This is a genomic window from Dentiradicibacter hellwigii, assembly GCF_041770905.1.
GTDB classification, from domain to species: domain Bacteria; phylum Pseudomonadota; class Gammaproteobacteria; order Burkholderiales; family Rhodocyclaceae; genus Propionivibrio; species Propionivibrio hellwigii.
Genome location: NZ_JBEUWX010000002.1, coordinates 1,559,670 through 1,582,633, shown reverse-complemented (window position 1 = coordinate 1,582,633; position 22,964 = coordinate 1,559,670). Strand labels below are relative to the sequence as shown.

The following is a 22,964-nucleotide window of genomic DNA, read 5'->3' as shown; positions in this document are numbered from 1 at the left end:
TGCTAAGAGTTGTCTTTGATTAAATTGGCGATTGCCTCGGTAAGACGTTTCAGGTTGAACGCTGCAATATTTCTGGTCAGCGTTTTTTCAACATCCTCATTCATCAATGTGCCCCCGGTTTCTGGCCTTGACCAGCACCTGATAAAGTTTCGGGGCCTGCGAAGCCGTTTTGTCGATGTCCTGGAGAAACTCTTCGGGGCGTTTTTAGCGCCTTCTGTGGCGACCAGGGTACGGAACACCACTGACTGTTTATTGGAGATAACATCCGCCAAGCGGTTAAGCCCGGTCTTGTAGGAAGCGCCGGACTGACCGAACATGATATTTTTGTTAATGTCTGAAATGGACTGGTTGACGTTGTTTTTCAGGTTGTCGGTATTGGGCATCTTGGTCGGATCAGGCGCGCCCAACGTCCTTCTCTGGCTGTCAACGGTGCCCATATTGGACTGGTGTTGATTGGCAACGGCATCCTTGTCGCCTGTGGCGGAGCCGACCGCAGATTTTTCTTCCTCACGTTGCTGCTCGACACTTTTAACAGGTTTGTAGGTTCCGCTGGCCAAGCGCGCCAAGGATGCGGGTAGCGCCGCCGTATTGTTCTCGCTCGTCAATGCGGCGGTGGTTTGGGCGTGCGTGCTGCTCGGCTGACGGCGCGCGGGGTGTCCGCATCCCGACGGGCCTTGCGGTAAGCGATGCGCGGATGTCAGCGCATCGACGATCTGACTGCGGAGAGCGCCCTGTAGCCCGCATGGGCCGGTCGATGTCGAGATGCCTGCTCTGCAGCCCGCTGCTGGCAAGGGTTCTGGCGTACCCTGCCCGCAAGCCCAGTGTTTATGCGGCTTCCAGAGGCACCTGCCCGCAAACGCCCAAAATACGCGGGCTTCCGGGCAGGTCTTACATCGTTTTGCAGATGGCGGCGCGCGCCGATAGGCGATGCGCGCTCAGGGTTGGGCGAGTTGGATTTCCCAGCGGTCGCCGCGGCGGATCAGGGTGATCGGCTTGGCGTTTTCAACCTTGGTGGCGAAGGCGTTGTCGTCGATCTTGCCGCGCGTAAGGTGGGCGACCAGGGTTTTGATCGTCAGTTCATGCGAGATGACGATAATGCGGCGTTCCTGGGTCAGGGCTTCGTCGATGGCCGCCGAAGCGCGGCGGTAGACGAGCGCCAGGGATTCGCCGTTCGGATAGGCAGCGTCCGCTTGATGGAAGACGGTAGCCTGGCGTCCTTTGGCCATTTCCGGCCAGTGCTGTGCGGCTTCCGGCCAGGTGAGGTTGGTGAGGCTTCCGGCCGAGCGCTCGAAAATGCGGGTATCCGGGCGGAGTTTCAATGCCTTTTCGTTGTCCAGTTGCGCGCCGAGCAATACGCCCGAAAGCGTTTGTTTGGTGCGCAGCAGGGGCGAGTACAGCCAGAGGGCGTCACGCAGTTTGGGGGATGCGGCGCCGGCGGTGTCGCCAGCGTTCTTTTCTGCCTCTTTTTCCTGTTTGAGCAGGACTTCCCCCGCTTTAACGGCCTGGCTGACGCCGCGCATGGTCAGGCTGGCGGAGTTCCACCCGCTCAGCACTTTGCCTTTGCTTGGCATCAACGTGCCGTCGAGGCGAACGACGGTTTTTCCCTCATTGAGATTGTCCTCGCTCTCGCCGTGGCGAATCAGGTCGATGCGCTCGGCAAGCACCGTCTGGGCGGGCTGCGCCGGTTCGGCGAAACAGCCAAAAGCCAGCAGCGTACCGGCCAGCAGGGCGAAATGGCGAATAAAGCGGAGCGGATGGGTTGGCATGAGCGTTTTCCTTTCTGAACTTTCTGAAAAATCCTGCCAGGCGGCGGCGAAACCGGCGAGGTGATGTGCGCCCCGATAAAGCTGCCAGGGCAGTACCGGCAGCCCCTCAAGGGCGCATTGTAGCCAACAGTGTGTTGCAGACAAGGGGTGATTGCAGTCAACCCGCACTGACATTGCGGGGTAGCGAAATTTCCGGTGCGTTGCCAATGTTTACGCCATAACGTAGTGATTTTGAGCGAGGCACTCATGGCTGCCATACGTGCCGATCGCATGCTCTTGTCGAGGGACGAAGCCCTTGCCCTTGCCGCCGCCAGCGGGCGCAGGTAGATGCGGGGGGAGAGCTGAATTTTCAGATCGGCGGTCAGGAAATCGCGGACGAACAGCGGCGGACAGACAGCAGGCGGGCAGGCAGCGAATGCGGCGTTCCCTCAACAGGTGCGCGTCTATCGTGGTGCCTTACCGCAGGGAGAAGCCGAAAAAATTGACGCAGGGCGTCCGCTGGCTGAAATGCACTGACGCACTTGTCGCACGTGTGGATGCGAGATCACTCTGTGCCGTATGTGCGCATGGTGCGCATGGTTTTTTCAGATTTATTGGCGCTTCCCGCGCGGGCCATATACCGCGCTGTCGTCGAGAATCCGCAGGCCGATGGCGCGCAAACGTTCCCTGGCCTCCGGCATATCCTGGATGTCAATGACAAAAAAGGCGCTTTCGCCGTCGCGTATCGTGTGACCGTAAGCATTGGTGAAGCTCACGCCGGCACGCACGACGCTTTTGAGCAGTTCATCCAGCCCCCCAGGGCGATCCGGCATCTCCACGACGGCGATTTCGCGCAGGGCTGACGCCATCCCCTGCGCTGACAGCCGCCGCTGCGCTTCTTCCGGATCGGAAACGACGAGGTTGAGCACCCCCCAGCCATTTGCCGTGTGATTGAGATGGAGCGAGCGGATATCGATTTGCGCCGCGCTCAGCACTGCCGTGACCTTCTCGATGCTGCCCAGCTTATTTTCGAGAAATACTGAAACCTGATGACTCATTGTCGTTTCCCCGCAGCTTATTTTGACGTTTTGCGCCGGTCGATGACCCGCACCGCTTTGCTCTCCGTCCTGGGGAGGGATCCTGGTTCGACGAGCCGCACCAATGGCCGCAAGAGCACCTCGTCGCGCAGCAGGTGTGCGATGCGGCGCTGCAGACGGGTGAGCCGTTCCACGTCGCCGCTGAACCATTCCCGTTTCAGTTCCACCTCGACGATCATTTCATCTTGGTCGTCAAGGTGGTCGAGAATGATGCGGTAATTGTCACCGACTTCCGGCAATTTCATCAATATGCCTTCGACCTGCATCGGAAAGACGTTGCAACCCTTGATGATGAACATGTCGTCCGAGCGGCCGGTAATCCGGTCGATCCGGCGGTGCGTGCGGCCGCAAGGGCACGCCCCGGGCAGGATACGGGTCAGGTCGCGCGTGCGATAACGGATCACCGGCATTGCCTGCCGGTCGAGCGTCGTCATCACCAGTTCGCCGCGCTCGCCGTCGGGGAGCGGTTCCAGCGTCTGCGGGTCGATGATCTCGACAATGTAGGCGTCTTCCCAGATGTGTAGCCCGTTCTGTTCGGTACACTCGAAGGCGACGCCCGGACCGTTCATCTCGGAAAGCCCAAACGAGTTGTAGGCTTTGACGCCGAACATTGCCTCGATGCGCCGCCGTTGTTCCTCGGTATGTGGCTCGGCGCCGATGACCAGCGTGTGCAACTGCGTGTCGCGGCGCGGATCGAGTCCTTCGGCCAAGAAAACTTCGTGCAACCGCCCCAGATAGCTCGGAATGGCATGCGCCACTGTCGTGCCAAAATCGCGCATCAGCTTGATCTGGCGCAAGCTGTTGCCGGCGCCGGCCGGGATCGAGAGGCAGCCAAGCCGTTCGATGCCATACTGGAAACCGAGGCCACCGGTAAATAATCCGTAACCGGACATGTTCTGGAAAACGTCCGTCTGGCGAACGCCGGCGGCGTAGAGCGAGCGCGCCATCAGGTTCGCCCAACTTGCGAGATCATGCTGATTGTGAAATACGACGGTTGGATTGCCGGTCGTACCGCTTGAACTGTGCAGACGGATGACTTCGCGTTTGTCGGCGGCGAGAAAGCCCCACGGGAAATCCTGACGCAGGTCGTCCTTGGTCGTGAATGGCAGTTCGCGGATCTGCTCGATCGACTTGATCCCTTCGCGCAGCATCCGCCCGATCTGTGCGCATTTCGCATAATGCGGCGAACGTGCGGCCAGATGCAGCGATTCGTTCAGTCGCCGGAGCTGTAGTTTTTCAAGCTCGGCGCGCGGCAGGGTTTCGAGCTCGCTTTCCCAGTACGTCCGGTTTTCGCTATCCATAGCGCGTGTCGCGTCACTTTCCATAATCATGAATGTTCCATCGAGGTTTCATGAAGAATCGCAAGACGCGAATCTAGCATGAGCGCTTGTTATCTGGCACGGCCAATTTGTCTGCCCGCGGCATGTCTGGATTGACCACGGTGGGCAAGACGGCGATACTTCGACGCTTCATGCTGGTGATTTCTTACTTCAACCGAGGTTTTTCATGGCTGCCATACTTGCCGATCGCATGCTCTTGTCGGGGGACGAAGCCGTTGCCCTTGCCGCCTTCAATGCCGGTGTCCGTCTGGGGACGGGGTACCCGGGCACGCCATCTACAGAAATCCTCGAAGCCTTTGCCCGCCTGGGCGGTAAGGCGCAATGGGCGCCGAATGAAAAGGTTGCGCTTGAAGTGGCGCTGGGCGCCGCCTTCGGCGGGGCGCGGACATTGATAACGATGAAGCACGTCGGCGTCAATGTCGCGGCGGATGCGCTATTTACGGCGGCCTACACCGGCGTGAGCGGCGGCCTGGTATTGGTTTCGGCCGACGACCCGGGCATGGCGTCGAGCCAGAACGAACAGGATAACCGCCATTATGCGCGGGCGGCAGGTATCCTCATGCTGGAGCCGGCCGATTCGCAGCAGGCCTATGATTTCACCGGGGCGGCTTTTGCCCTTTCCGAACGCTTTCAGCTGCCCGTCATGCTGCGCATGACGACCCGTGTCTGTCATTCAAAGAGCATTGTCGAACAAACCCCCGTGCCGCCGCCGGCCGGCGATCCGGATTTTCGGCGGGATGTGCCATCGCGCGTGATGATTCCTGCCTATGCCCGACCTGCACACCGTAAATTGCGTCACAAGTTGGCGCTGGCGGCGGAATATGCCGAGCATTGTGCCCAGACAGTCGTCGACATGAAGGGCAAGGCGCTGGGGATTATCGCGTCTGGCGTTGCCGCGGCCCATGCGCGTGAAGCCGCGCCCGAAGCCAGTATTCTGCAATTGGGGTTTTCCTATCCTTTGCCGATGCAGGCGATCCGCGATTTTGTCGCCTCGGTCGAACATTGCGTGGTGATCGAGGAAGGCGATCCGATTCTCCTGACCGAGCTGCGGGCGGATGGGCTGGCCGTCGAGGGTAAGCCCGATTCGTTCCGTTTCGGCGAACTTAATACAGAGCGCGTGCGGCGTATCCTGGCGCATGACGATTCGCCGGAGGCCGCGCCGCTGGCCGGCAAGCCGCCGGCTTTGTGCGAAGGCTGCTCGCACCGCCCGGTATTTGAGGCGCTGCACCGGCTTGACTGCATTGTGGCCGGTGATATTGGTTGCTATACGCTGGGCGTGCTGCCGCCATTTTCCGGCATGGATACCTGCGTCTGCATGGGCGCGAGCATTGGCGTCGGCCTTGGCTTGCGGCATGTGCTGCCTGCCGCGCAGGCGCGGCGCGTGGTCAGCGTCATCGGCGATTCGACTTTCATGCACAGCGGGCTGACCGGGGTTGCCGAGATGGTCTATAACCCGCCGCCTGGCGGCCATGTGCTGATGATTCTGGATAACGGAACGACGGCCATGACCGGCCAGCAGGAGCATCCGGGCACCGGGCGCGGCCTCATGCACGAGGCGGCGGGCAAGATCGTCTTTGAGGATGTGCTGCGCGCCATGGGCGTTGATTCTGTGGTGACGGTCGATCCAATGGCTAGCGGCACCGATCTCGACCAGGTGATTCGTGAAGCGCTTGACAGTGGCAAACTGAGCGTCATTGTCGCGCGCCGCCCCTGTATTCTGGCGGCGCCGAAAATCCGTCAGTACGAAAAAATCATCATTGAAAAGAAAAAGACCGCAGAAAGCGGCCGGCAGGGGAGCGGCGCCGAGGCGTCTTAGCGCCGGCGTGAGGCGTTCGGGAGCTGTAATGATGGAGCAATGAAAAATCGTGGAACGGTGATCGAAGATGGTGACGGAAAAAACAGCGAATCGGGCGGTGAATGTCGTCATTGCCGGCCTCGGCGGGCAGGGCGTGGTCAAGGCCTCGGATATCCTGGCCGATGCGGCGTTCCGGCAGGGACTGGACGTCAAAAAAAGCGAACTGCACGGCATGAGCCAGCGTGGCGGTTCGGTCTCCAGCGACGTACGCTTCGGGCCTAAGGTTGATAGCCCGATGATTTCGCCTGGTCAGGCGGATTTTCTGGTCGTTGTTGCCGCCGATCAGGTTGACGTCAATCGTCCGGCGCTGAAAGCCGGCGGCAGGCTGATTTCACCGGCGCTGCTGGCCGGTGCGCCAGGCAAACTGCCTGCCAAATCGGTCAATGTTGCTTTGCTCGGCCTGTTGAGCCGCCAGCTCGACATTCCGGTCGAACACTGGGAAGCGGCGATTCGCGCCAATCTGGCGGAAAAGCATCATCGGCTCAACCTGGAGGCTTTCCAGCTTGGCCGGCAAATGGCCTGAAAGGGCCTGAAAGGGCCTGAAAGAGCCTGACCGGACGAAGGCGGCGCGCGGCGGAAATCAAGTTGAGCGTTGAACGTTGAGATGGGGCGCATGAGGCAAGGAAAACAGCAGGTCACACGACAAGAGGCGCGAAATGCTTGAGGAAAACTGGAACGAATGGGATAACCAGGACAACCGGGATAGCTGGAACGACTGCGGCCACGGTATCCATCCCGTCAGTGCGCTGGATTACTTGCCGGCGCCGCAGTTACGCCAATTGCAGCTGCGGCGGTTGAAGGCCGTGGTTGCACGCGCCTATGCCAATGTTGCGCCGTTCCGCGCCCGGATGGAGGCACGGCAATTGACGCCGGCTTCGGTCGAGCGTCTGGAGGACATCGCCCAACTGCCTTTCTCGGCCAAGGCCGATCTGCGTGACAACTATCCGTTCGGCCTCTTTGCCAGTCCGATGCAGGAAATCGTCAGGCTGCACGCCTCCAGCGGCACCACCGGCAAGCCGATCGTCGTTGCCTATACCCGCGAGGATCTGCGCGTTTGGTCCTCCGTCGTGCTGCGCGCCTTTGCCGCTGCGGGGATCCATCGTGGCGATATTGTCCAGAATGCCTTCGGCTACGGCCTGTTTACCGGCGGGCTCGGCGTGCATTATGGTCTGGAGGCGCTGGGAGCAACCGTGGTGCCGACCTCCGGCGGCAATACGGATCGGCAGATCATGCTCATGCGTGATTTCGGCGTCACGGCAATCTGCTGTACGCCCAGCTATTTTCTGCACATGATCGAACGCGCTGCGGCGCTGGGGATTGATTTGCATACGCTCCCGCTGCGCACCGGCATCTTCGGCGCCGAGCCCTGGTCGGACGATATGCGCGCACGCATCGAACGCGACAGCGGCATTCGCGCTTTTGATATTTATGGCTTGTCGGAAATCATCGGGCCGGGCATTGGCGGGGAGTGCACAGCGCAGCACGGGCTGCACATTTTCGAAGACCACTTCTACCCAGAAATCATTGATTCGGAGAGCGGCCGCGTACTGCCGGATGGCGAGGAAGGGGAGCTCGTATTGACGACGCTTTCCAAACGCGCGATGCCGATGATCCGCTACCGCACGCGCGATATTACGCGCCTGATCGCCGAACCCTGCGAATGCGGCCGCACCGTGCGCCGTATCGCCCGTGTGGCGCGGCGCAGCGACGACATGTTCATCATTCGCGGCGTCAATGTTTTCCCCACGCAGATCGAAGCGGCGCTGTTGGCGGTGGAAGGCGTCTTGCCGCATTACCGGATCGTGCTGACGCGCGAAGGCGGGCTGGATCAGCTGGGCGTCGAGGTCGAAGTCGGTCCCGAGCTGTTCAGCGACAAGGTCAGCGCCATAGAGAAGGTGCATAAGCGCCTTTCGCACTCCATCGAACGTATTACCGGCATCCGCGCCGGCGTCCGCCTGGTCGAGCCGAACACTTTGCCGCGCAGCGAAGGCAAGATCCAGCGTGTTCTCGATCTGCGCCGTGGTTGAGTGTTCCTAAAAACCCGTGTCGGTCGTGACTGCGCGAGGCATTCTGCCGATGATGACGATGACGGATTGCCGGGTGATCTGTGCTCAGCGCGCCGTGGCGAGCCGGATCGACGGATCTTTCTTTGCACAGGGGTTTGAGCCATGAAAATTACCCAGCTTTCCTGCTTTATCGAAAATCGCCCTGGCCGCCTGCACGCAGCGTGTATGGCGCTTGCCGCGCGGGGCGTCAATATCCGCACGCTCTCACTGGCGGATACCGCCGAATTCGGCATCCTGCGCCTGATCGTCGCCGATCCGGAAGCCGGCAAGGCCGCGCTTGAGGCGGCCGGCTATACCGTGCGGCTGACGGATGTGATCGCGGTCGAAGTGCCCGACGATGCCGGCGGTTTGGCGCGGGTGCTGGCCGAGACGGATGCAGCGGGGTTGAACATCGAGTACATGTACGCATTCAGCACGGCGGTTGGCCGGAACGCCGTCGTGATTATCCGTTTCTCCGATCCCGATCGGGCGGTGGCGGAGCTTTCCCGACACAGCATCAGCATCGTCAAGCCGGTGACGCTGCTGGAGCGCTAAGTTCCGGTAAAGCTTCGGCGACGCGCGAGATGATGCGTGCGCTCAGGTCGGCTGCGAGGCAGTCGAAGATTTCCGGCTTCAGCGTGTTGTTCATCCAGGTGATCTGTCGCTTGGCCAGCTGCCGCGTGGCGTAGATGCCGCGTTCACGCAGCGCCTTGTGCGGGATGAGGCCGTCCTGCGCTTCCCAGACCTGCCGGTAGCCGACGCAGCGCATCGACGGCAGGTCGGGCGAGAGGCGATATTTGCTGCGTAATCCGCCGACTTCCTCTTCCAGGCCGGCGGCGAGCATGGCGTCGAAACGCTCGGCAATGCGCGCGTGCAATGCGGTGCGGTTGGCAGGCAGCAGGCCGAGCTTCAAGAATCTTCCTGATGGTTTGGGTGCCGCCGATTCGGCCAGCAGCGCCGACATCGGGCGGCCGCTGAGGCGATAGATTTCCAGTGCGCGCTGAATACGTTGGGCGTCAGTGGGCGGCAGGCGCGCCGCAGTATGCGGGTCGACCTGCGCCAGCAGGCGATGCACATGCGGCCAGCCATGCGCGGCAGCCAGTGCATCAATCTCGGCGCGGACGGTCGGGTCGGCCTGCGGCAGTACGGCCAACCCTTCTAGCAGCGCTTTGTAATAGAGCATGGTGCCGCCGACGAGCAGCGGAATACGCCCGGCGGCGGCAATGTCGGCCATGGCAGCCAGGGCGTCGGCGCGAAAGCGCGCGGCCGAGTAGCGTTCTTCCGGACTGACGAGATCGATCAGCCGGTGCGGAGTGGCGGCCAGTGTTTCGTGATCGGGCTTGGCCGTGCCGATGTTCATGTCACGGAAAACTTGTGCCGAGTCGACGCTGATGATCCCGACCGGAAAACGGCGCGCCAACGCCAGGGCAAGGGCGGTTTTACCGCTGGCGGTGGGGCCCATCAGCAGAATGGCGGGGGGCTGGCCGGCCATTTGTGCGGGCGTCGAATCGACGGACATCGTTTATCGTCCGCGCAGAAAGAGACGGTCGAGTTCACCGAGCGAGAGCTGTGTCCAGGTCGGCCGGCCATGATTGCATTGATCGGCGCGCTCGGTGGCTTCCATCTGGCGCAGCAGCGCATTCATTTCGGGAATCGTGAGCAGGCGATGGGCGCGTACCGCGCCGTGACAGGCCATCGTCGAGAGCAGTTCGTTGCGGCGGGCGAGCGTCAATTGTGTCACGCCATGTTCGCGCAGGTCGGCCAGGACGGCGCGTACCAGCGCTGCCGGGTCGCTGGCCTGTAACAGCGCCGGAACGGCGCGAACGGCCAGTTGTGTCGGCCCTGCCGGCGTGATTTCAAAACCGAGCGCACTCAGGGTGTCCGCGTGCTCTCCGGCGGCGGCGATATCGAGCGCATCCGCACTGAAAACGGCGGGGATGAGCAGCGTTTGCGCGGCGATACGGCGGCTATCGACGGCCGCCTTGAGCCGTTCATAAAGAATGCGTTCGTGTGCCGCGTGCATATCGATGAGCACCAGGCCGTGCGCGTTCTGCGCCAGGATGTAGATGCCGTGCAGTTGTCCCAGCGCGTAGCCGAGCGGCGGGGCGTTTTTTTCCTCTTCCGCCGTACCCGTTTCCGCATAGATTGGGCGAGACACTTCGCCGTGTGCGGGCGAGGCGGCAGGGCGGGAAAAGGCAGCCTGGGCAAAGCTGGTGTAAGCCGAGACCGCCGGTTCGTTGATGCGCAGCGAGGCCTGACGCGCAGCGGTGTATGAAGCCGGTCTGGCGGTTGGAGCGACTGAATCGGGCGAGGCGGTGGCTTCAGCGGGTTGTGTCGTCGCCTGTATTGGCGCGCTGTGATCGGAAAAGCGGGGCGACACAGGGTTCGAGAGGGCATGCAAGGGGCTGGACAGCACTTTCTGAACGGCGTGGAAAACGAACTGGTGTACGGCGCGCGCATCGCGGAAACGGACTTCGCTTTTGGCTGGGTGGACATTGACATCGACCGCCGCCGGATCGATGTCGAGGAAAATGCAATAGGCGGGATAGCGGCTGCCGTGCAGCATGTCGCGGTAGGCTTCGCGCAGGGCGTGCATGAGCAGTTTGTCGCGCACAAAACGGCCGTTGACGTAACAATATTGGGCGTCGCTGCGCGCCCGCGAGTGTGCGGGTAGGGCACAGTAGCCGGTGAGTTTGAGCACGCCGGCATCCGCAGTGACAAGGCGCGATTCCGCCGTGAAGGCATCGCCGAGAATGGCGCCGATGCGCGCCTGCATGTCGCTTTTGGGCAGACGCAGGCTGGTGCGGCCATTGTGTGACGCCATGATGGCGACTTCCGGATAGGCCATCGCGACGCGCTTGATGGCTTCCAGACAATGCGCCAGTTCAGTGGCTTCGGATTTGAGAAATTTCCGGCGTGCCGGCGTGTTGTAGTAGAGATCGCGCATCTCGACGAGGGTGCCCTGCGCCAGCGCAGCCGGTTCAGGCAGGTCAGCATCGGCTGCCAAGCGCCAGGCATGGGGGGCGCCTGCACGGCAGCTGATGAGCGTCAGGCGGGCAACCGAGGCGATCGAAGCCAGTGCTTCGCCGCGGAAACCAAACGTGCTGACATGTTCAAGATCGTTGAGCGAGGCGATTTTGGAAGTGGCATGGCGGGTAAGCGCCAGTGCCAGTTCATCCTTGGCGATGCCGGCGCCGTCATCCGTGACCCGAATCAGTTTGACGCCGCCCTCTTCGAGTTGTATTTGCAGGGATGCACTGCCGGCATCGAGCGCATTTTCCAGCAGCTCCTTGAGTACGGAAGCAGGACGTTCAACGACTTCGCCTGCGGCAATCTGACTGATGAGCGGATCGGGCAGGCGGCGGATGGCAGGGAACGAGGACGGAGATGAATCGATCATTGGCCGATTATAGCGGCAAGGCCTATGAAAAATCCGTCAGACGCAGCGTGGACGGAATGGGCGGGGGCGTCGGCTATTGCTTGTTGGGATCGAACCCTGTTTCTTCGTAGACCGCGTTAACGACGCTTTGGCCGATATAAGGCGCCATTTTTGCATGCGTTGCGAGCATGGCGCGCCGCAGTTCGGCGCGCTCCGCCGCGCTGAGCGTATAAATGCGGGTTTTGCCGGTCGCCTTGATTTTCTGGAGCGCTTGGTCGTTTTCTTCCTGTGCAATGCGGTTAGCGTACTCGGTGGCTTCCCCGATGGCCTGTGTCAGTTGGTAGCGGATGCGGGCGGGCAGGTTGTCCCAGAAGCGTTTGTTGGCGATGACCGCATAGCCCAGGTAGCCGTGGTTGGTCAGTACGATGTGTTTTTGCACTTCGTATATTTTTTGTGTAAAGAAGTTCGAGTGCGGGTTTTCCGCGCCGTCAATAAAACCCGTGCGCAGCGCCTGGTAGGTGCCGGAGAAAGGTAGCGCCGAGGGCTGGGCGCCAAGGGTGCGAATCTGCGCTTCGAGAACTTTTGAGGGCTGGATGCGGATCCTCAGCCCCTTGAAGCTGGGCAAATCGTGCAAAGGGCGATTGGCCGAGAAGGATTTGAAGCCGTTATCCCAGAACGCCAGTCCTTTCACGCCCTTCGTTTCGAGCCGCCCTAGCAGATTGGCGCCGAGCCAACCTTCTGTGACCCGGTGCAGCGTCTGGATGTCATCGAATAAATAGGGCAGATCGAATACCTCGAATTCGTGGATGCCCAGTTGGGTTAGTTTGGCCAGAGAAGGCGCGAGCATCTGGACGGCACCGAGCTGCAAGGCCTGTATTTCATCCTTGTCCTTGTACAGCGTCGAATTCGGGAAGACTTCGACACTGACTGCGCCTTCGGTCAGCTCGGCGGCGCGTTGGGCAAAATAGTTGGCGGCTTTCCCTTTGGGTGTGTCAGGGGTGACGACATGACTGAACTTGATCACGATCGGCAACTTTGCGTTTGCCGGCATCGGCGCAAAGCCATGCAACAGAACCAGGAGCAAGAGTTTTATCAGGGTTGTCTTCATCACCAGACATTGGCGGCATAGGTTGTATTGGTGCGGAACAGGGTGTCAGTGTGCTGTCGGCGAATGCCTGGATGCCACTGGAAACATAGATAAATAAATGGCCAGAGCGCTATGGCGCTGACTAACGCTTTCACAAACTTAAAAAGCGGTGCTTGCCGAGTGTATCCGATGGCACAGAGCAAATTACCCTATTTAATATGCAGGCATTCTGCAGGATTAGCCATTACGGAAAGCCACAGACGCGTGGCTGTTTTAAGGTTGCTGCTGGTAACAATGCACCCTGGGTATGTAAGGGCAAGCGTGAATGCCCTTCTCGGGGGCGTGGTATTAAATTCGGAATATGGCCTTGTGGATTCCCACAATTGAGATTTAGGGATAGAAAGATGATAGTTTCTTAGTGTATGAGGGTGCATACATCCCGACGATAGTAGGGAAGGCCACGTTATTTGCGCGTGGCCCAATTATTTTCAAAACGTTAAGTTGTTTAACCTGATGGAGTTCTGACGATGGATGGAATGACAAAGAAACTTCTGGATGGACTGCGTAAAAAACGCGAAGGCGCAATGCTGGGCGGTGGTCAGAAGCGTATCGACGCGCAGCACGCACGCGGCAAACTGACGGCGCGCGAGCGGATCAATCTTCTGCTCGACGAAGGGTCGTTCCAAGAAATCGGTATGATGGCGACGCATAACCTGACTACATTTGGTCTCGATAAACAGCGTTTCGTCGGTGATGCCGTTGTCACCGGTTTCGGTAAGATCAACGGTCGTCGCGTTGCCATTTATGCACAGGATTTCACGGTGCTGGGCGGCTCTTTCTCCGAAGTGCAGTCGCAAAAAATTACCCGCGTCATGGACAAGGCGCTGGAAGCCGGTATTCCCTGCATCGGCCTGGGTGACTCGGGCGGCGCCCGTATTCAGGAAGGCGTGCGCAGCTTGGCTGCTTACGGCGAAGTGTTCGTGCGTAACGTCGAATCTTCCGGCGTCATCCCGCAGATTTCCGTCATTCTTGGTCCGTGCGCAGGCGGCGCAGTGTATTCGCCGGCTTTGACCGATTTCATCATCATGGCCGGCCAAAGCTATATGTTCCTGACCGGGCCGGAAGTTATCAAGTCCGTGACGGGCGAGCAGGTTTCGGTTGATGACCTGGGCGGCGCGGGCGTGCACATGGGCACCAGCGGCGTGGCGCATCTGTCCGCGGAATCGGAAGAAGATGGCCTTAACCTTGTCAAGAAGCTGCTCAGCTATCTGCCGCAGAATAACAACGAAGAGCCGCCGCGCGTTGTTCCCGAAGATTCGATCGGCCGCATGGAAGAATCGCTCAACAGCATCGTTCCCGATGGTCCGAATAGCCCGTACGACATTCGTGACGTGATTGATGCCGTCTTCGACCGTGACAGCTTCATGGAAATCCAGCCTGCCTACGCGCAGAACGCTGTCGTTGGTTTTGCACGTATGGATGGCTACGCGGTCGGCATTATTGCTAACCAGCCCTGCTATATGGCCGGTGCGCTCGACATCAATTCGAGTGACAAAATCGCCCGCCACATCCGCATTTGTGACGCCTTCAATCTGCCGATCGTCACCTTTGTCGACTGCCCGGGCTTCCTGCCGGGTACGGGTCAGGAATACGGTGGTGTTATCCGTCACGGCGCCAAAGTGCTGTACGCCTACTGCGAAGCGACTGTGCCAATGGTTTCAGTCATTACCCGCAAGTCCTACGGCGGCGCTCACCTCGCCATGAACTCGCGTCAAATGCGTGCTGACGTGGCCTTCTCCTGGCCGACAGGTCAAATTGCCGTGATGGGCGCTGAAGGTGCGGTTAACATTCTCTTCCGTGACGAAATCAAGAAGGCCGAAGATCCGAAGAAGCGCAAAGAGGAAATTCTTGCCGCTTATCATGAAGAGTTCCTCAATCCGTACCGTGCTGCTGACATCGGCCAGATCGATGAAGTTATCGAGCCGAAGGAAACCCGTCCGCGGCTGGCTATGGCGCTCGAGATCCTGCGTACCAAGGTCGTCCAAAATCCGCCGCGCAAACACGGTTTGATGCCGGTTTGATGGCCTTTTCTTTAACTAATTACGAGAGAAGACAATGGAGCATTTAGACTGGGGTCTTGAGATGACCGTTCTCGGCATGGGGCTGGTCTTTGCCATGCTAGCGTTGTTGTGGTTGATACTGACGATTGTGCTTAAGTTCGACAAGGAAGAAGAAGTCGAAGAAGCCTCTGCGGCGGACGACGATGCAGCGGACGATGACGCAGCTGAGGAAGCCGAAACTGCGACAGCTGCTGTGTCCGCGTCTGATAATGGTCAGACGATCGACGGTATGGCTGCGGATGTTCTGGCAGCAATCATGGTTGCTGCCATGAAACACAAACTGATTCTGCGGGGCGAAGCTGCGCCCATGGTGCGCACCAACTGGCCGGGCACACAACCCAGCCGGTGGGCTGCCGCTGGCAGAGTTCGTCAAACCAGTACTTGGACCCCGAAAGGATAATCACCATGCGACGCTATACACTGAACATAAGTGGGAAAGACTACGTAGTAGACGTACAAGAGACGGATTTTGATCAATTTGAAGTCCAAGTAGGCGGGCAGAGTTACAGTGTCAGTCTGACGGAAGACCAATCGGTTGGTGGGGTATCCGCGGCTCCGGCGGCGGCTCCCGTAGCGGCGGCGCCGGCCCCGGCAGCATCTGCGCCGAAGGCGGCAGCGCCCGCGCCGGCAGCGGCGGCTCCGAAAGCGGCGGCGCCGAAGAAACCTGCGGGCGGTGGTGGCAAAGGAGCGCTCAAAGCCCCGATGCCGGGAGTCATTCTTGAAGTTAACGTCAAAGCGGGCGACAAAGTCACGCGAGGGCAACAAGTTGCGGTACTTGACGCCATGAAGATGCACAACGTAATTGGAGCGCCGCACGACGGCACGATTGCAGAAGTGTGCGTTGCGGCCGGCCAAAACGTCGGTCACGGCGACGTTATCGTCACCTTTGCGGAGGGCTAAACAATGATCGATCAACAAACGATCGAACTGCTGATGAAAGGGCTCACCCACATCACCTGGCAGTCGATGGTCATGATCGGCGTCTCGTTCGTCCTGTTCTACCTAGCAATCGTCAAGGACTACGAACCGCTGCTTCTTCTCCCTATTGGCGCAGGCTGCATGCTCGCCAACCTTCCCCTATCGCCGCTCATGGACGAGCACGGCATGCTCAAGATCCTCTACCAAGTTGGGGTCGAAAACGAGCTCTACCCGCTGCTCATCTTTGTCGGCATTGGCGCCATGACCGACTTCGGGCCACTACTAGAAAACCCGAAATTCGTTCTTCTCGGTGCGGCGGGCCAGTTCGGCATCTTCATGACCCTGATCCTGGCCCTAGTGCTCGGCTTTAACCAAAAAGAAGCCGCCTCCATCGGCATCATTGGCGCCATTGACGGCCCCACCTCGATCTACGTCTCCGGCCTGCTGGCCCCGCATTTGCTCGGACCCATCACCGTGGCTGCCTACAGCTACATGTCGCTGGTACCGATCATCATGCCGCCGGTCATCTACGCCCTGACGACCAAGCACGAGCGCGGCATTGAAATGGCCTACAGCTCGCGCAAGATCAGCCGTCGCACCCGCATTATCTTCCCGATCATCATCACCGTCATGGTGGGCAGCCTGGTACCTTTTGCCACCCCCCTGATCGGCATGCTCATGCTCGGCAACCTCATGCGCGAATCGGGCGCCGTCGAACGGCTCACCCAAGCCTCGTCGAATGAAATCGCTAATATGGTTACCCTCTTCCTGGGACTGGCCATTGGCTCCACCATGGGGGGCGAAGCCTTCCTCAAATCGGAAACCCTGTTCATTCTCGGGCTCGGGCTACTCGCCTTTGGTGTTGACTGTGCGGCAGGCGTTCTTTTCGCCAAACTGCTCAACTTCCTCAGCGGCGGCAAGGTCAACCCCATCATTGGAGCGGCTGGTATCAGCGCCTTCCCGATGGCGGCGCGGGTTTGCCAACAGCTGGCACAGAAAGAAAACTTCCAGAACTTCCTGCTGATGCACGCGATGGGCGCCAACGCGGCGGGTCAGGTTGCTTCGGTGGTTGCTGGGGGTGTCGTACTTGCACTCATGGGTGCGGGCGGCTAGAACCTTTTCTGTCTCCTTGGGGCGCTGCCTCACAAAAAGCCCGCAATTGCGGGCTTTTTTATTGCTGCTCGTCAATAATCAAAACGTGCGGTAAAAATGTATTGTTATATAAAACAGCAAAACTCCTCTCACGCAATCAATGGACTTAAAATGTTTGATCCATCGGAGAAATTCATCCGTAATGCTTTATAGCATTAGAAAAAAGCGTGCAATAGCAGCTGACAAAATATATTTTCTGGTAATAAAGTAGGTGCAATTCGATAAGGCCAAACAAACATTGCTAACGCTGTTGATAAAAAATAAGGCGGGTCTTTGCCCACCTTATTTCATCAATCACACACTGTTTTTTAAAAGTTCGGTACTCAATATCAATGTTGATCGAGATAATCAAGCAGCGTACGTGCGGCAACCCCCGGCGTGATTTGTCCGCTGGCGACTTCGCCGGAAAGTTTGGGCAGTGCGGCGTGAACTTGGGGATGGTTGCGAAAGCGTTGACGCAGACCACCCTCTATCATGCTCCACATCCAGGCAAGCGCCTGCTTTTTCCGTTTTTCTTCCAGCTCGCCTGTTTTTGTCATAATTTCACGGAATTTTTCGATTTCACTCCAGAAATCGTCGATCCCCTGTTTTTGTAAGGCACTCAGTGTGATAACTGGGGGACGCCAGTTGGGTGAAGTTGGACGCAGCATCTGAATGGCCTGTTTCCATTGTGCGCAGGCAATAGCTGACATTTGCGGGTTGATGTCGCTCTTATTAATGGCAACGAGATCTGCAATTTCGACAATGCCTTTTTTGATAGCCTGTAAATCATCCCCAGCATTAGGCAGTTGCACCAAGATAAACATGTCGACCATGCCGGCAACGGTCGTTTCGCTTTGACCGACGCCGACAGTTTCGACGAGGATGACGTCGTAGCCGGCAGCCTCGCAGGCCAGCATAGATTCGCGCGTTTTGGCAGCAACACCGCCCAGAGAACCTGCAGAGGGGCTGGGACGAATGAAAGCTCCGGGGCGCTGGCAAAGCTGCTCCATACGCGTTTTATCCCCCAGGATCGATCCGCCAGACACCGAAGATGAGGGATCGACAGCCAAAACGGCAAGCTTGTAGCCGTGATCAATAAGCCAGATACCCAGCGCTTCAATAAATGTCGATTTTCCCGCGCCGGGTACTCCAGAAATACCAAGACGAATCGCTTTGCCGGAATGTGGCAGCAATTCTCCAAGAATTTCGTTTGCCCGCTCTTGGTGATCATCGCGGGTCGATTCAATCAGCGTGATGGTTTTTGCAAGCGCGCGCCGCTGTCCGGCCAGTACGCCATTAACAAGCTGCTGATCTGCTTCGGAAAGCGTATTGCGTGGGGTGTTGGCATCCATGATTGAGCTTTCGTTTTGTTTAAAAAGGCCAAAGCAACGATTGGTAAAGTGAGGCGCAAAAGCATCAATAATCGATAAACCAGATCTTTCCTTATTGCGTTGACTTACCGATCCGTGCTGTTTCTGGCCCGCTGTTTTAGGGAAAAGTTAATTTTTCCGAAACTATAGCTAAATGTCTAAAAATCAGTGACGCGATGTTGCGCTACCCCTGTCGTTCCATTGTAGTAGCGTTTCTTCTTGTGACTGTCTTTTTTATTCAGCTATCTCGTTAGTACTGCTTTTAGTTCTGACGGCAACTGAGCACATCGCCGTCAAAAAAGAAAAAAAGCCAAACTCCGGCGGAGACCCCCGGAGTTTGGCCAGATAAAACAAAATTACTTTCTGTTGGCCTTAATGATTTCTTCCAGCACCTTGCGGGCGGAGTCTTCAATACGGGTACCAGGACCAAATACGGCCTTGGCGCCGCCAGCATACAGCGCATCGTAGTCTTGTACCGGGATAACGCCGCCAGCAAAAACCACGATATCGTCAGCACCTTGATCCTTCAGCGCCTTAACAAGTTGCGGAACTAGTGTTTTGTGGCCGGCAGCCAGTGACGAGCAGGCAACGGCGTGCACGTCGTTTTCAATAGCCAGGCGAGCAGCTTCTTCCGGTGTCTGGAACAGCGGACCGACATCGACGTCGAAACCAAGGTCAGCATAGGCGGTAGCAACCACCTTCGCCCCACGGTCGTGACCGTCCTGACCGAGCTTGGCGACCATGATACGCGGACGACGGCCTTCCTTGGCAGCAAATTTCTCGATATCCGCCTTGATACTTTCCCAATCACTTTCGCCAGCCACGATGCCTCCGTAAACGCCAGAGATGGTTTGATTGTTGGCGCGGTAACGGCCGAAGACCTTTTCCAGCGCATCCGAGACTTCACCGACCGTGGCGCGCAGGCGCATGGCCTTGATCGTCAGGTCGAGCAAGTTGCCTTCACCGGTTTCAGCACACTTGGTAAGCGCCGCAAGTGCTGCGTTGACTGCAGTGTTGTCGCGGGTTTCGCGAATCTTCTTGAGGCGAGCAATCTGCGATTCGCGCACGGCAAAGTTGTCGATATCGAGAATTTCGATTTCGGCTTCCTTGGCCAGCTTGTACTTGTTGACGCCGACGATGACTTTTTTGCCGGAATCGATCAGCGCCTGGGTTTCGGCTGCGCACTTTTCGACTTCCATCTTCGCCCAGCCCGATTCGACCGCCTTGACCATGCCGCCCATCTTGTCGATCTGCTCGATGATGGCCCAAGCCTTGTCGGCCATGTCCTGAGTCAGTTTTTCCATCATGTAGGAACCGGCCCACGGGTCGACGACGTTGCAGATGTGGGTTTCTTCCTGAATGATGATTTGCGTGTTACGCGCGATGCGTGCCGAGAATTCCGTCGGCAGGGCGATCGCTTCGTCGAGCGCATTGGTGTGCAGGGACTGCGTGCCACCAAATACCGCCGCCATCGCTTCGATGGTGGTACGGATCACGTTGTTGTACGGATCCTGTTCGGTCAGCGACCAGCCGGAAGTCTGGCTGTGCGTACGCAGCATCATGGACTTGGCGTTCTTGGCGCCGAAGCCGCTCATGATGCGGTGCCACAGCAGACGCGCGGCGCGCATTTTGGCAATTTCCAGATAGAAATTCATGCCGACGGCCCAGAAGAAGGACAGACGACCTGCGAAAACGTCGACGTCCATCCCCGCGTTGATGCCGGTTTGCACGTATTCTTTACCATCGGCAAGCGTAAAGGCCAGTTCAAGCGCTTGGTTAGCACCTGCTTCGGAGATATGGTAGCCGGAGATCGAGATTGAGTTGAACTTCGGCATGTTCTTCGAGGTATAGGCGAAGATGTCCGAGATGATCTTCATTGAGGGCTTGGGCGGATAGATGTAGGTATTCCGCACCATGAACTCTTTGAGGATGTCATTTTGGATCGTGCCGGTCAGTTGCTCTTGCTTGACGCCTTGTTCTTCGGCAGCAACGACGTAGCCGGCCAGTACCGGAAGTACCGCACCGTTCATGGTCATTGAGACGGAGATCTTGTCGAGCGGAATGCCGTTGAACAGGATCTTCATGTCTTCAACGGAATCAACGGCTACGCCAGCTTTACCGACGTCACCGACAACGCGAGCGTTGTCGGAGTCATAGCCGCGGTGCGTTGCCAGGTCGAAGGCAACCGAAACGCCCTGACCACCGGCAGCCAGTGCCTTGCGGTAAAACGCATTGGAGGCTTCCGCGGTCGAGAAACCGGCGTATTGGCGGATGGTCCATGGACGCACGGCATACATGGTGGCCTGTGGGCCACGGATGTAGGGGGGCAGGCCGGGCAAGGTATCCGAGTAGGGCAGGTTGGCGACGTCCGCCTTCGTGTAGAGCGGCTTGACGACGATGCCTTCGGAAGTGACCCAGTTCAGTTTGGCAACATCGCCGCCTGGGGCGGATTTGGTTGCTGCTTTTTGCCAGGCGTCCAGATTGGACGAATCGGAAAATTTATCATTGGACATGACTTTACCTTTCAGGAAATGAAAACTTTTCGTTTTCAACTTGAGATGCAATCCGCCGTATCGGACAAAAGCGCGGTGATACCAAAGCGCAGAATCAATACGGCATTACAGACTATCAAAACGCGCCTGTAACGATTAATCCTACTGTATCGCTTGTGGTCGGACAAGGAGATGCGATACAAAATGTGGAAAGCCACAAGCCCTGCCGTAATGTGCCTCGAGCGATAACGATCTGTCCTGTTGTGGTGCAACGGCGGAATATTCTTGGGCGCTAGTAGCTAAGTACCGTGGTACTGTGCGGAGGCCGTTTACTGATCGGCAAATTGACGGGAATGATCTGCACAAGACTACGTGCCGTATCCAAGATGGATGTGGCAGACAGTCGTTTAGCAGCTTAAAGGGTAGTCAGTGATTAATCCGTAGCCATTGTTTAGGTATGGCCGGCGAAGGACGGAAAAAATGTCAGGGAAGCCGGGACTCCAGGGCGTACAGTGCTTCCTCGGTTTCACGGTGACGAATCAGATGCACGATGCTGCCATCAACCATAACCTCAGCGGCGCGCGGGCGCGAATTGTAGTTTGAACTCATGGTCATGCCGTATGCGCCCGCCGAAAGAACAGCAAGCAGATCGCCGGCTTTCAGCGCAAGAGAACGGTCATGACCAATAAAATCGCCCGTTTCGCAGATGGGGCCGACAATTTCCCATGTGCGTGGTGCATCATGGCGTGGTTGAACCGGAACGATTTCATGCCAGGCGTCGTAGAGCGCTGGCCGGGCAAGGTCATTCATGGCGGCGTCGACAATGGCGAAATTTTTTGCCTCGCCGGGCTTGAGATATTCAATTTTGGTGAGCAAAACGCCGGCATTGCCGACCAGGCGGCGACCAGGCTCCAGGATGATTTTTAGACCGCGTCCTTTGAGCTTTGTCAGTAGAGGCTGCAGATAGCTTTTGACAGTTGGTTCCTGCTCATCCTTGTAGCGGATACCGAGGCCGCCACCCAGGTCGATGTGGCGCAGTTGGATGCCGTTAGAGGCAAGCTGATCGACGAGTATCAGAATTTTGTCGAGCGCTTCGGCGAACGGCGAAGGATCGAGCAGTTGCGAGCCGATATGGCAATCGATGCCAGTGATTTCAAGATTCGGCAATGTCACTGCGTGCTGGTAAAGGGAAAGCGCATCATCATAGGCCACGCCAAACTTGTTCTTCTTGAGGCCGGTAGAAATATACGGATGTGTTTTGGGATCGACGTTGGGATTGACACGCAAGCTGATGGGCGCTTTTTTTCCCAGCACACCAGCGACTTCATTGAGCCGCTCAAGTTCGGGCGCTGATTCGACGTTGAAACAAAAAATATTGTGTTCGAGCGCCAGCTTCATTTCTTCGCGCGACTTGCCGACGCCGGAAAAGACCACCTTCTTCGGGTCGCCATCGGCTGCCAGAACTCGTTTGAGTTCGCCGCCTGAAACAATGTCAAAGCCCGCACCGAGACGGGAAAAAACATCAAGAATAGCGAGATTGCCGTTGGCCTTGACGGCGAAACAGACAAGTGCATCGACGCCCATTAATTCTTGCAGATATTCGTCAAGTGCCGCTTCCAGCGCTGTGCGTGAGTAGACATAGCAGGGTGTGCCAAAGCGGGCGGCAATATCGGACAGGGCGACAGATTCGGCGTATAGCTGACCGTTTTTCAGCGTGAAGGCGTTCATCGGGACGCGTCCTGTGGGGTATTGGTGTTAGTATTTGTCGGTGTTGGTGCAGGGGGTGCGGCCTTTTGTGCCGACTGGGGCGGGAGTGTCAGCGGGCCTCGCGTACCGCAGGCACTGACGCCGCAGGCGACGGCAATCACGGGCAGAAGAAGTGAGAAACACCGAGAAATCCTTAGTGAGCGCCGTGCGGGAAAATGCGCATGCGAAGTATGCGCAGGTTTTGGAAACATGGGTATCAAGCGGAATTAATCAGAACCTGGATGGTAGCATAGGATGACTGAAGCAGAATTTAATGCGTTGGCCGATGTTGCCTTGGCGCGAATCGAATCGGCATTGGAGGCAAGTGGGGCTGACCTTGATTACGCTTGGGTGGGGGACGGTATCATTGAGATCGAGTTTGCCGATAACAGCAAAATTGTGGTGAACCGCCACTTGGCAGCCCAAGAGTTGTGGGTGGCGGCGCGTTCTGGTGGTTATCACTTTCGCTGGGATGGGGCGGCGTGGCATGATACCCGAGATGGGACGGAGCTAATGAGTTCGCTTGCCCAGCTGGCGTCTGCGCAGGCAGGTGAGAGTGTCAATCTGGCCTGAAGCGTGCAAACAGCAAATTGCCTAATTCGGCATAACCGTTTTGTCGCGTGTTTGTGTGGTTCT

Annotated in this window: 19 protein-coding genes and 1 pseudogene; 10 read left to right on the top strand and 10 right to left on the bottom strand. The window is 58.0% G+C overall.

Annotated elements, in window-relative coordinates:
• Positions 1 to 549: 549 nt before the first annotated feature.
• Positions 550 to 642: pseudogene (locus tag ABCS64_RS09525) on the top strand (diacylglycerol kinase); the annotation flags it as partial.
• A gap of 293 nt (positions 643 to 935) precedes the next feature.
• Here ABCS64_RS09525 and ABCS64_RS09520 read toward each other — a convergent pair.
• From ABCS64_RS09520 to ABCS64_RS09510, 3 genes are all read right to left on the bottom strand, one after another.
• Complete coding sequence (locus tag ABCS64_RS09520) at positions 936 to 1,766, bottom strand: histidine phosphatase family protein (protein WP_418891605.1); 831 nt, start codon at positions 1,764 to 1,766, stop codon at positions 936 to 938.
• 590 nt (positions 1,767 to 2,356) lie between these two features.
• On the bottom strand, positions 2,357 to 2,803 hold the full coding sequence (locus tag ABCS64_RS09515; RefSeq protein WP_418891604.1) for an ACT domain-containing protein: 447 nt from the start codon (positions 2,801 to 2,803) through the stop codon (positions 2,357 to 2,359).
• A gap of 17 nt (positions 2,804 to 2,820) precedes the next feature.
• The gene (locus tag ABCS64_RS09510; RefSeq protein WP_418891603.1) at positions 2,821 to 4,173 is read right to left on the bottom strand and encodes a phenylacetate--CoA ligase family protein; all 1,353 of its coding nucleotides are present in this window, start codon (positions 4,171 to 4,173) and stop codon (positions 2,821 to 2,823) included.
• 175 nt (positions 4,174 to 4,348) lie between these two features.
• Between ABCS64_RS09510 and ABCS64_RS09505 the strand changes: the two genes are divergently transcribed.
• The 4 genes from ABCS64_RS09505 (at position 4,349) to ABCS64_RS09490 (ending at position 8,637) form a co-directional block, all read left to right on the top strand.
• Positions 4,349 to 5,998: a thiamine pyrophosphate-dependent enzyme gene (locus tag ABCS64_RS09505; protein ID WP_418891602.1), complete on the top strand. Its 1,650-nt coding sequence runs from the start codon at positions 4,349 to 4,351 to the stop codon at positions 5,996 to 5,998.
• Between the two features lie 67 nt (positions 5,999 to 6,065).
• Positions 6,066 to 6,560 (top strand): 2-oxoacid:acceptor oxidoreductase family protein, encoded by a 495-nt coding sequence (locus ABCS64_RS09500; RefSeq protein WP_418891601.1) that lies wholly within the window; start codon positions 6,066 to 6,068, stop codon positions 6,558 to 6,560.
• A gap of 133 nt (positions 6,561 to 6,693) precedes the next feature.
• A complete protein-coding gene (locus ABCS64_RS09495; RefSeq protein WP_418891600.1) occupies positions 6,694 to 8,064 on the top strand; it encodes a phenylacetate--CoA ligase family protein in 1,371 nt (456 codons plus the stop codon).
• Positions 8,065 to 8,205: 141 nt separating this feature from the next.
• Complete coding sequence (locus ABCS64_RS09490) at positions 8,206 to 8,637, top strand: ACT domain-containing protein (protein ID WP_418891599.1); 432 nt, start codon at positions 8,206 to 8,208, stop codon at positions 8,635 to 8,637.
• Here ABCS64_RS09490 and miaA read toward each other — a convergent pair.
• The 3 genes from miaA to ABCS64_RS09475 all read right to left on the bottom strand — a co-directional run bounded on the left by miaA (position 8,609) and on the right by ABCS64_RS09475 (position 12,512).
• On the bottom strand, positions 8,609 to 9,601 hold the full coding sequence (gene miaA, locus ABCS64_RS09485) for a tRNA (adenosine(37)-N6)-dimethylallyltransferase MiaA (RefSeq protein ID WP_418891598.1): 993 nt from the start codon (positions 9,599 to 9,601) through the stop codon (positions 8,609 to 8,611). The genes ABCS64_RS09490 and miaA overlap by 29 nt on opposite strands.
• 3 nt (positions 9,602 to 9,604) lie before the next feature.
• The gene (gene mutL / locus ABCS64_RS09480) at positions 9,605 to 11,482 is read right to left on the bottom strand and encodes a DNA mismatch repair endonuclease MutL (protein ID WP_418891597.1); all 1,878 of its coding nucleotides are present in this window, start codon (positions 11,480 to 11,482) and stop codon (positions 9,605 to 9,607) included.
• A gap of 73 nt (positions 11,483 to 11,555) precedes the next feature.
• Positions 11,556 to 12,512 carry a DctP family TRAP transporter solute-binding subunit gene (locus tag ABCS64_RS09475; protein WP_418891931.1) on the bottom strand — a complete coding sequence of 319 codons (957 nt, stop codon included), beginning with the start codon at positions 12,510 to 12,512 and terminating at the stop codon, positions 11,556 to 11,558.
• Between the two features lie 572 nt (positions 12,513 to 13,084).
• On the opposite strand from ABCS64_RS09475, the gene ABCS64_RS09470 reads away from it, so the two are divergent.
• Genes ABCS64_RS09470 through ABCS64_RS09455 form a run of 4 tightly spaced genes read left to right on the top strand, consistent with a single transcriptional unit; the run spans position 13,085 to position 16,699 of the window.
• The gene (locus tag ABCS64_RS09470; protein WP_418891596.1) at positions 13,085 to 14,629 is read left to right on the top strand and encodes an acyl-CoA carboxylase subunit beta; all 1,545 of its coding nucleotides are present in this window, start codon (positions 13,085 to 13,087) and stop codon (positions 14,627 to 14,629) included.
• Between the two features lie 34 nt (positions 14,630 to 14,663).
• On the top strand, positions 14,664 to 15,068 hold the full coding sequence (locus ABCS64_RS09465) for an OadG family protein (RefSeq protein ID WP_418891595.1): 405 nt from the start codon (positions 14,664 to 14,666) through the stop codon (positions 15,066 to 15,068).
• A 5-nt stretch (positions 15,069 to 15,073) separates the two neighbouring features.
• A complete protein-coding gene (locus tag ABCS64_RS09460) occupies positions 15,074 to 15,568 on the top strand; it encodes an acyl-CoA carboxylase biotin carboxyl carrier protein subunit (protein ID WP_418891457.1) in 495 nt (164 codons plus the stop codon).
• A 3-nt stretch (positions 15,569 to 15,571) separates the two neighbouring features.
• Positions 15,572 to 16,699: a sodium ion-translocating decarboxylase subunit beta gene (locus ABCS64_RS09455; protein WP_418891456.1), complete on the top strand. Its 1,128-nt coding sequence runs from the start codon at positions 15,572 to 15,574 to the stop codon at positions 16,697 to 16,699.
• A gap of 368 nt (positions 16,700 to 17,067) precedes the next feature.
• On the opposite strand, the gene meaB is transcribed toward ABCS64_RS09455, so the two are convergent.
• The 4 genes from meaB to lptM all read right to left on the bottom strand — a co-directional run bounded on the left by meaB (position 17,068) and on the right by lptM (position 22,540).
• Positions 17,068 to 18,072 (bottom strand): methylmalonyl Co-A mutase-associated GTPase MeaB, encoded by a 1,005-nt coding sequence (gene meaB / locus ABCS64_RS09450; protein WP_418891594.1) that lies wholly within the window; start codon positions 18,070 to 18,072, stop codon positions 17,068 to 17,070.
• Between the two features lie 374 nt (positions 18,073 to 18,446).
• Positions 18,447 to 20,603, bottom strand: coding sequence for a methylmalonyl-CoA mutase (scpA, locus tag ABCS64_RS09445; protein WP_418891593.1), 2,157 nt, complete (start codon positions 20,601 to 20,603; stop codon positions 18,447 to 18,449).
• A 462-nt stretch (positions 20,604 to 21,065) separates the two neighbouring features.
• The gene (gene lysA, locus ABCS64_RS09440) at positions 21,066 to 22,310 is read right to left on the bottom strand and encodes a diaminopimelate decarboxylase (protein ID WP_418891592.1); all 1,245 of its coding nucleotides are present in this window, start codon (positions 22,308 to 22,310) and stop codon (positions 21,066 to 21,068) included.
• Complete coding sequence (gene lptM, locus ABCS64_RS09435; RefSeq protein WP_418891591.1) at positions 22,307 to 22,540, bottom strand: LPS translocon maturation chaperone LptM; 234 nt, start codon at positions 22,538 to 22,540, stop codon at positions 22,307 to 22,309. The genes lysA and lptM overlap by 4 nt, the downstream gene beginning before the upstream one ends.
• Before the next feature lie 43 nt (positions 22,541 to 22,583).
• On the opposite strand from lptM, the gene cyaY reads away from it, so the two are divergent.
• Positions 22,584 to 22,901 carry an iron donor protein CyaY gene (gene cyaY, locus ABCS64_RS09430; RefSeq protein ID WP_418891590.1) on the top strand — a complete coding sequence of 106 codons (318 nt, stop codon included), beginning with the start codon at positions 22,584 to 22,586 and terminating at the stop codon, positions 22,899 to 22,901.
• The last annotated feature ends 63 nt before the right edge of the window (positions 22,902 to 22,964 follow it).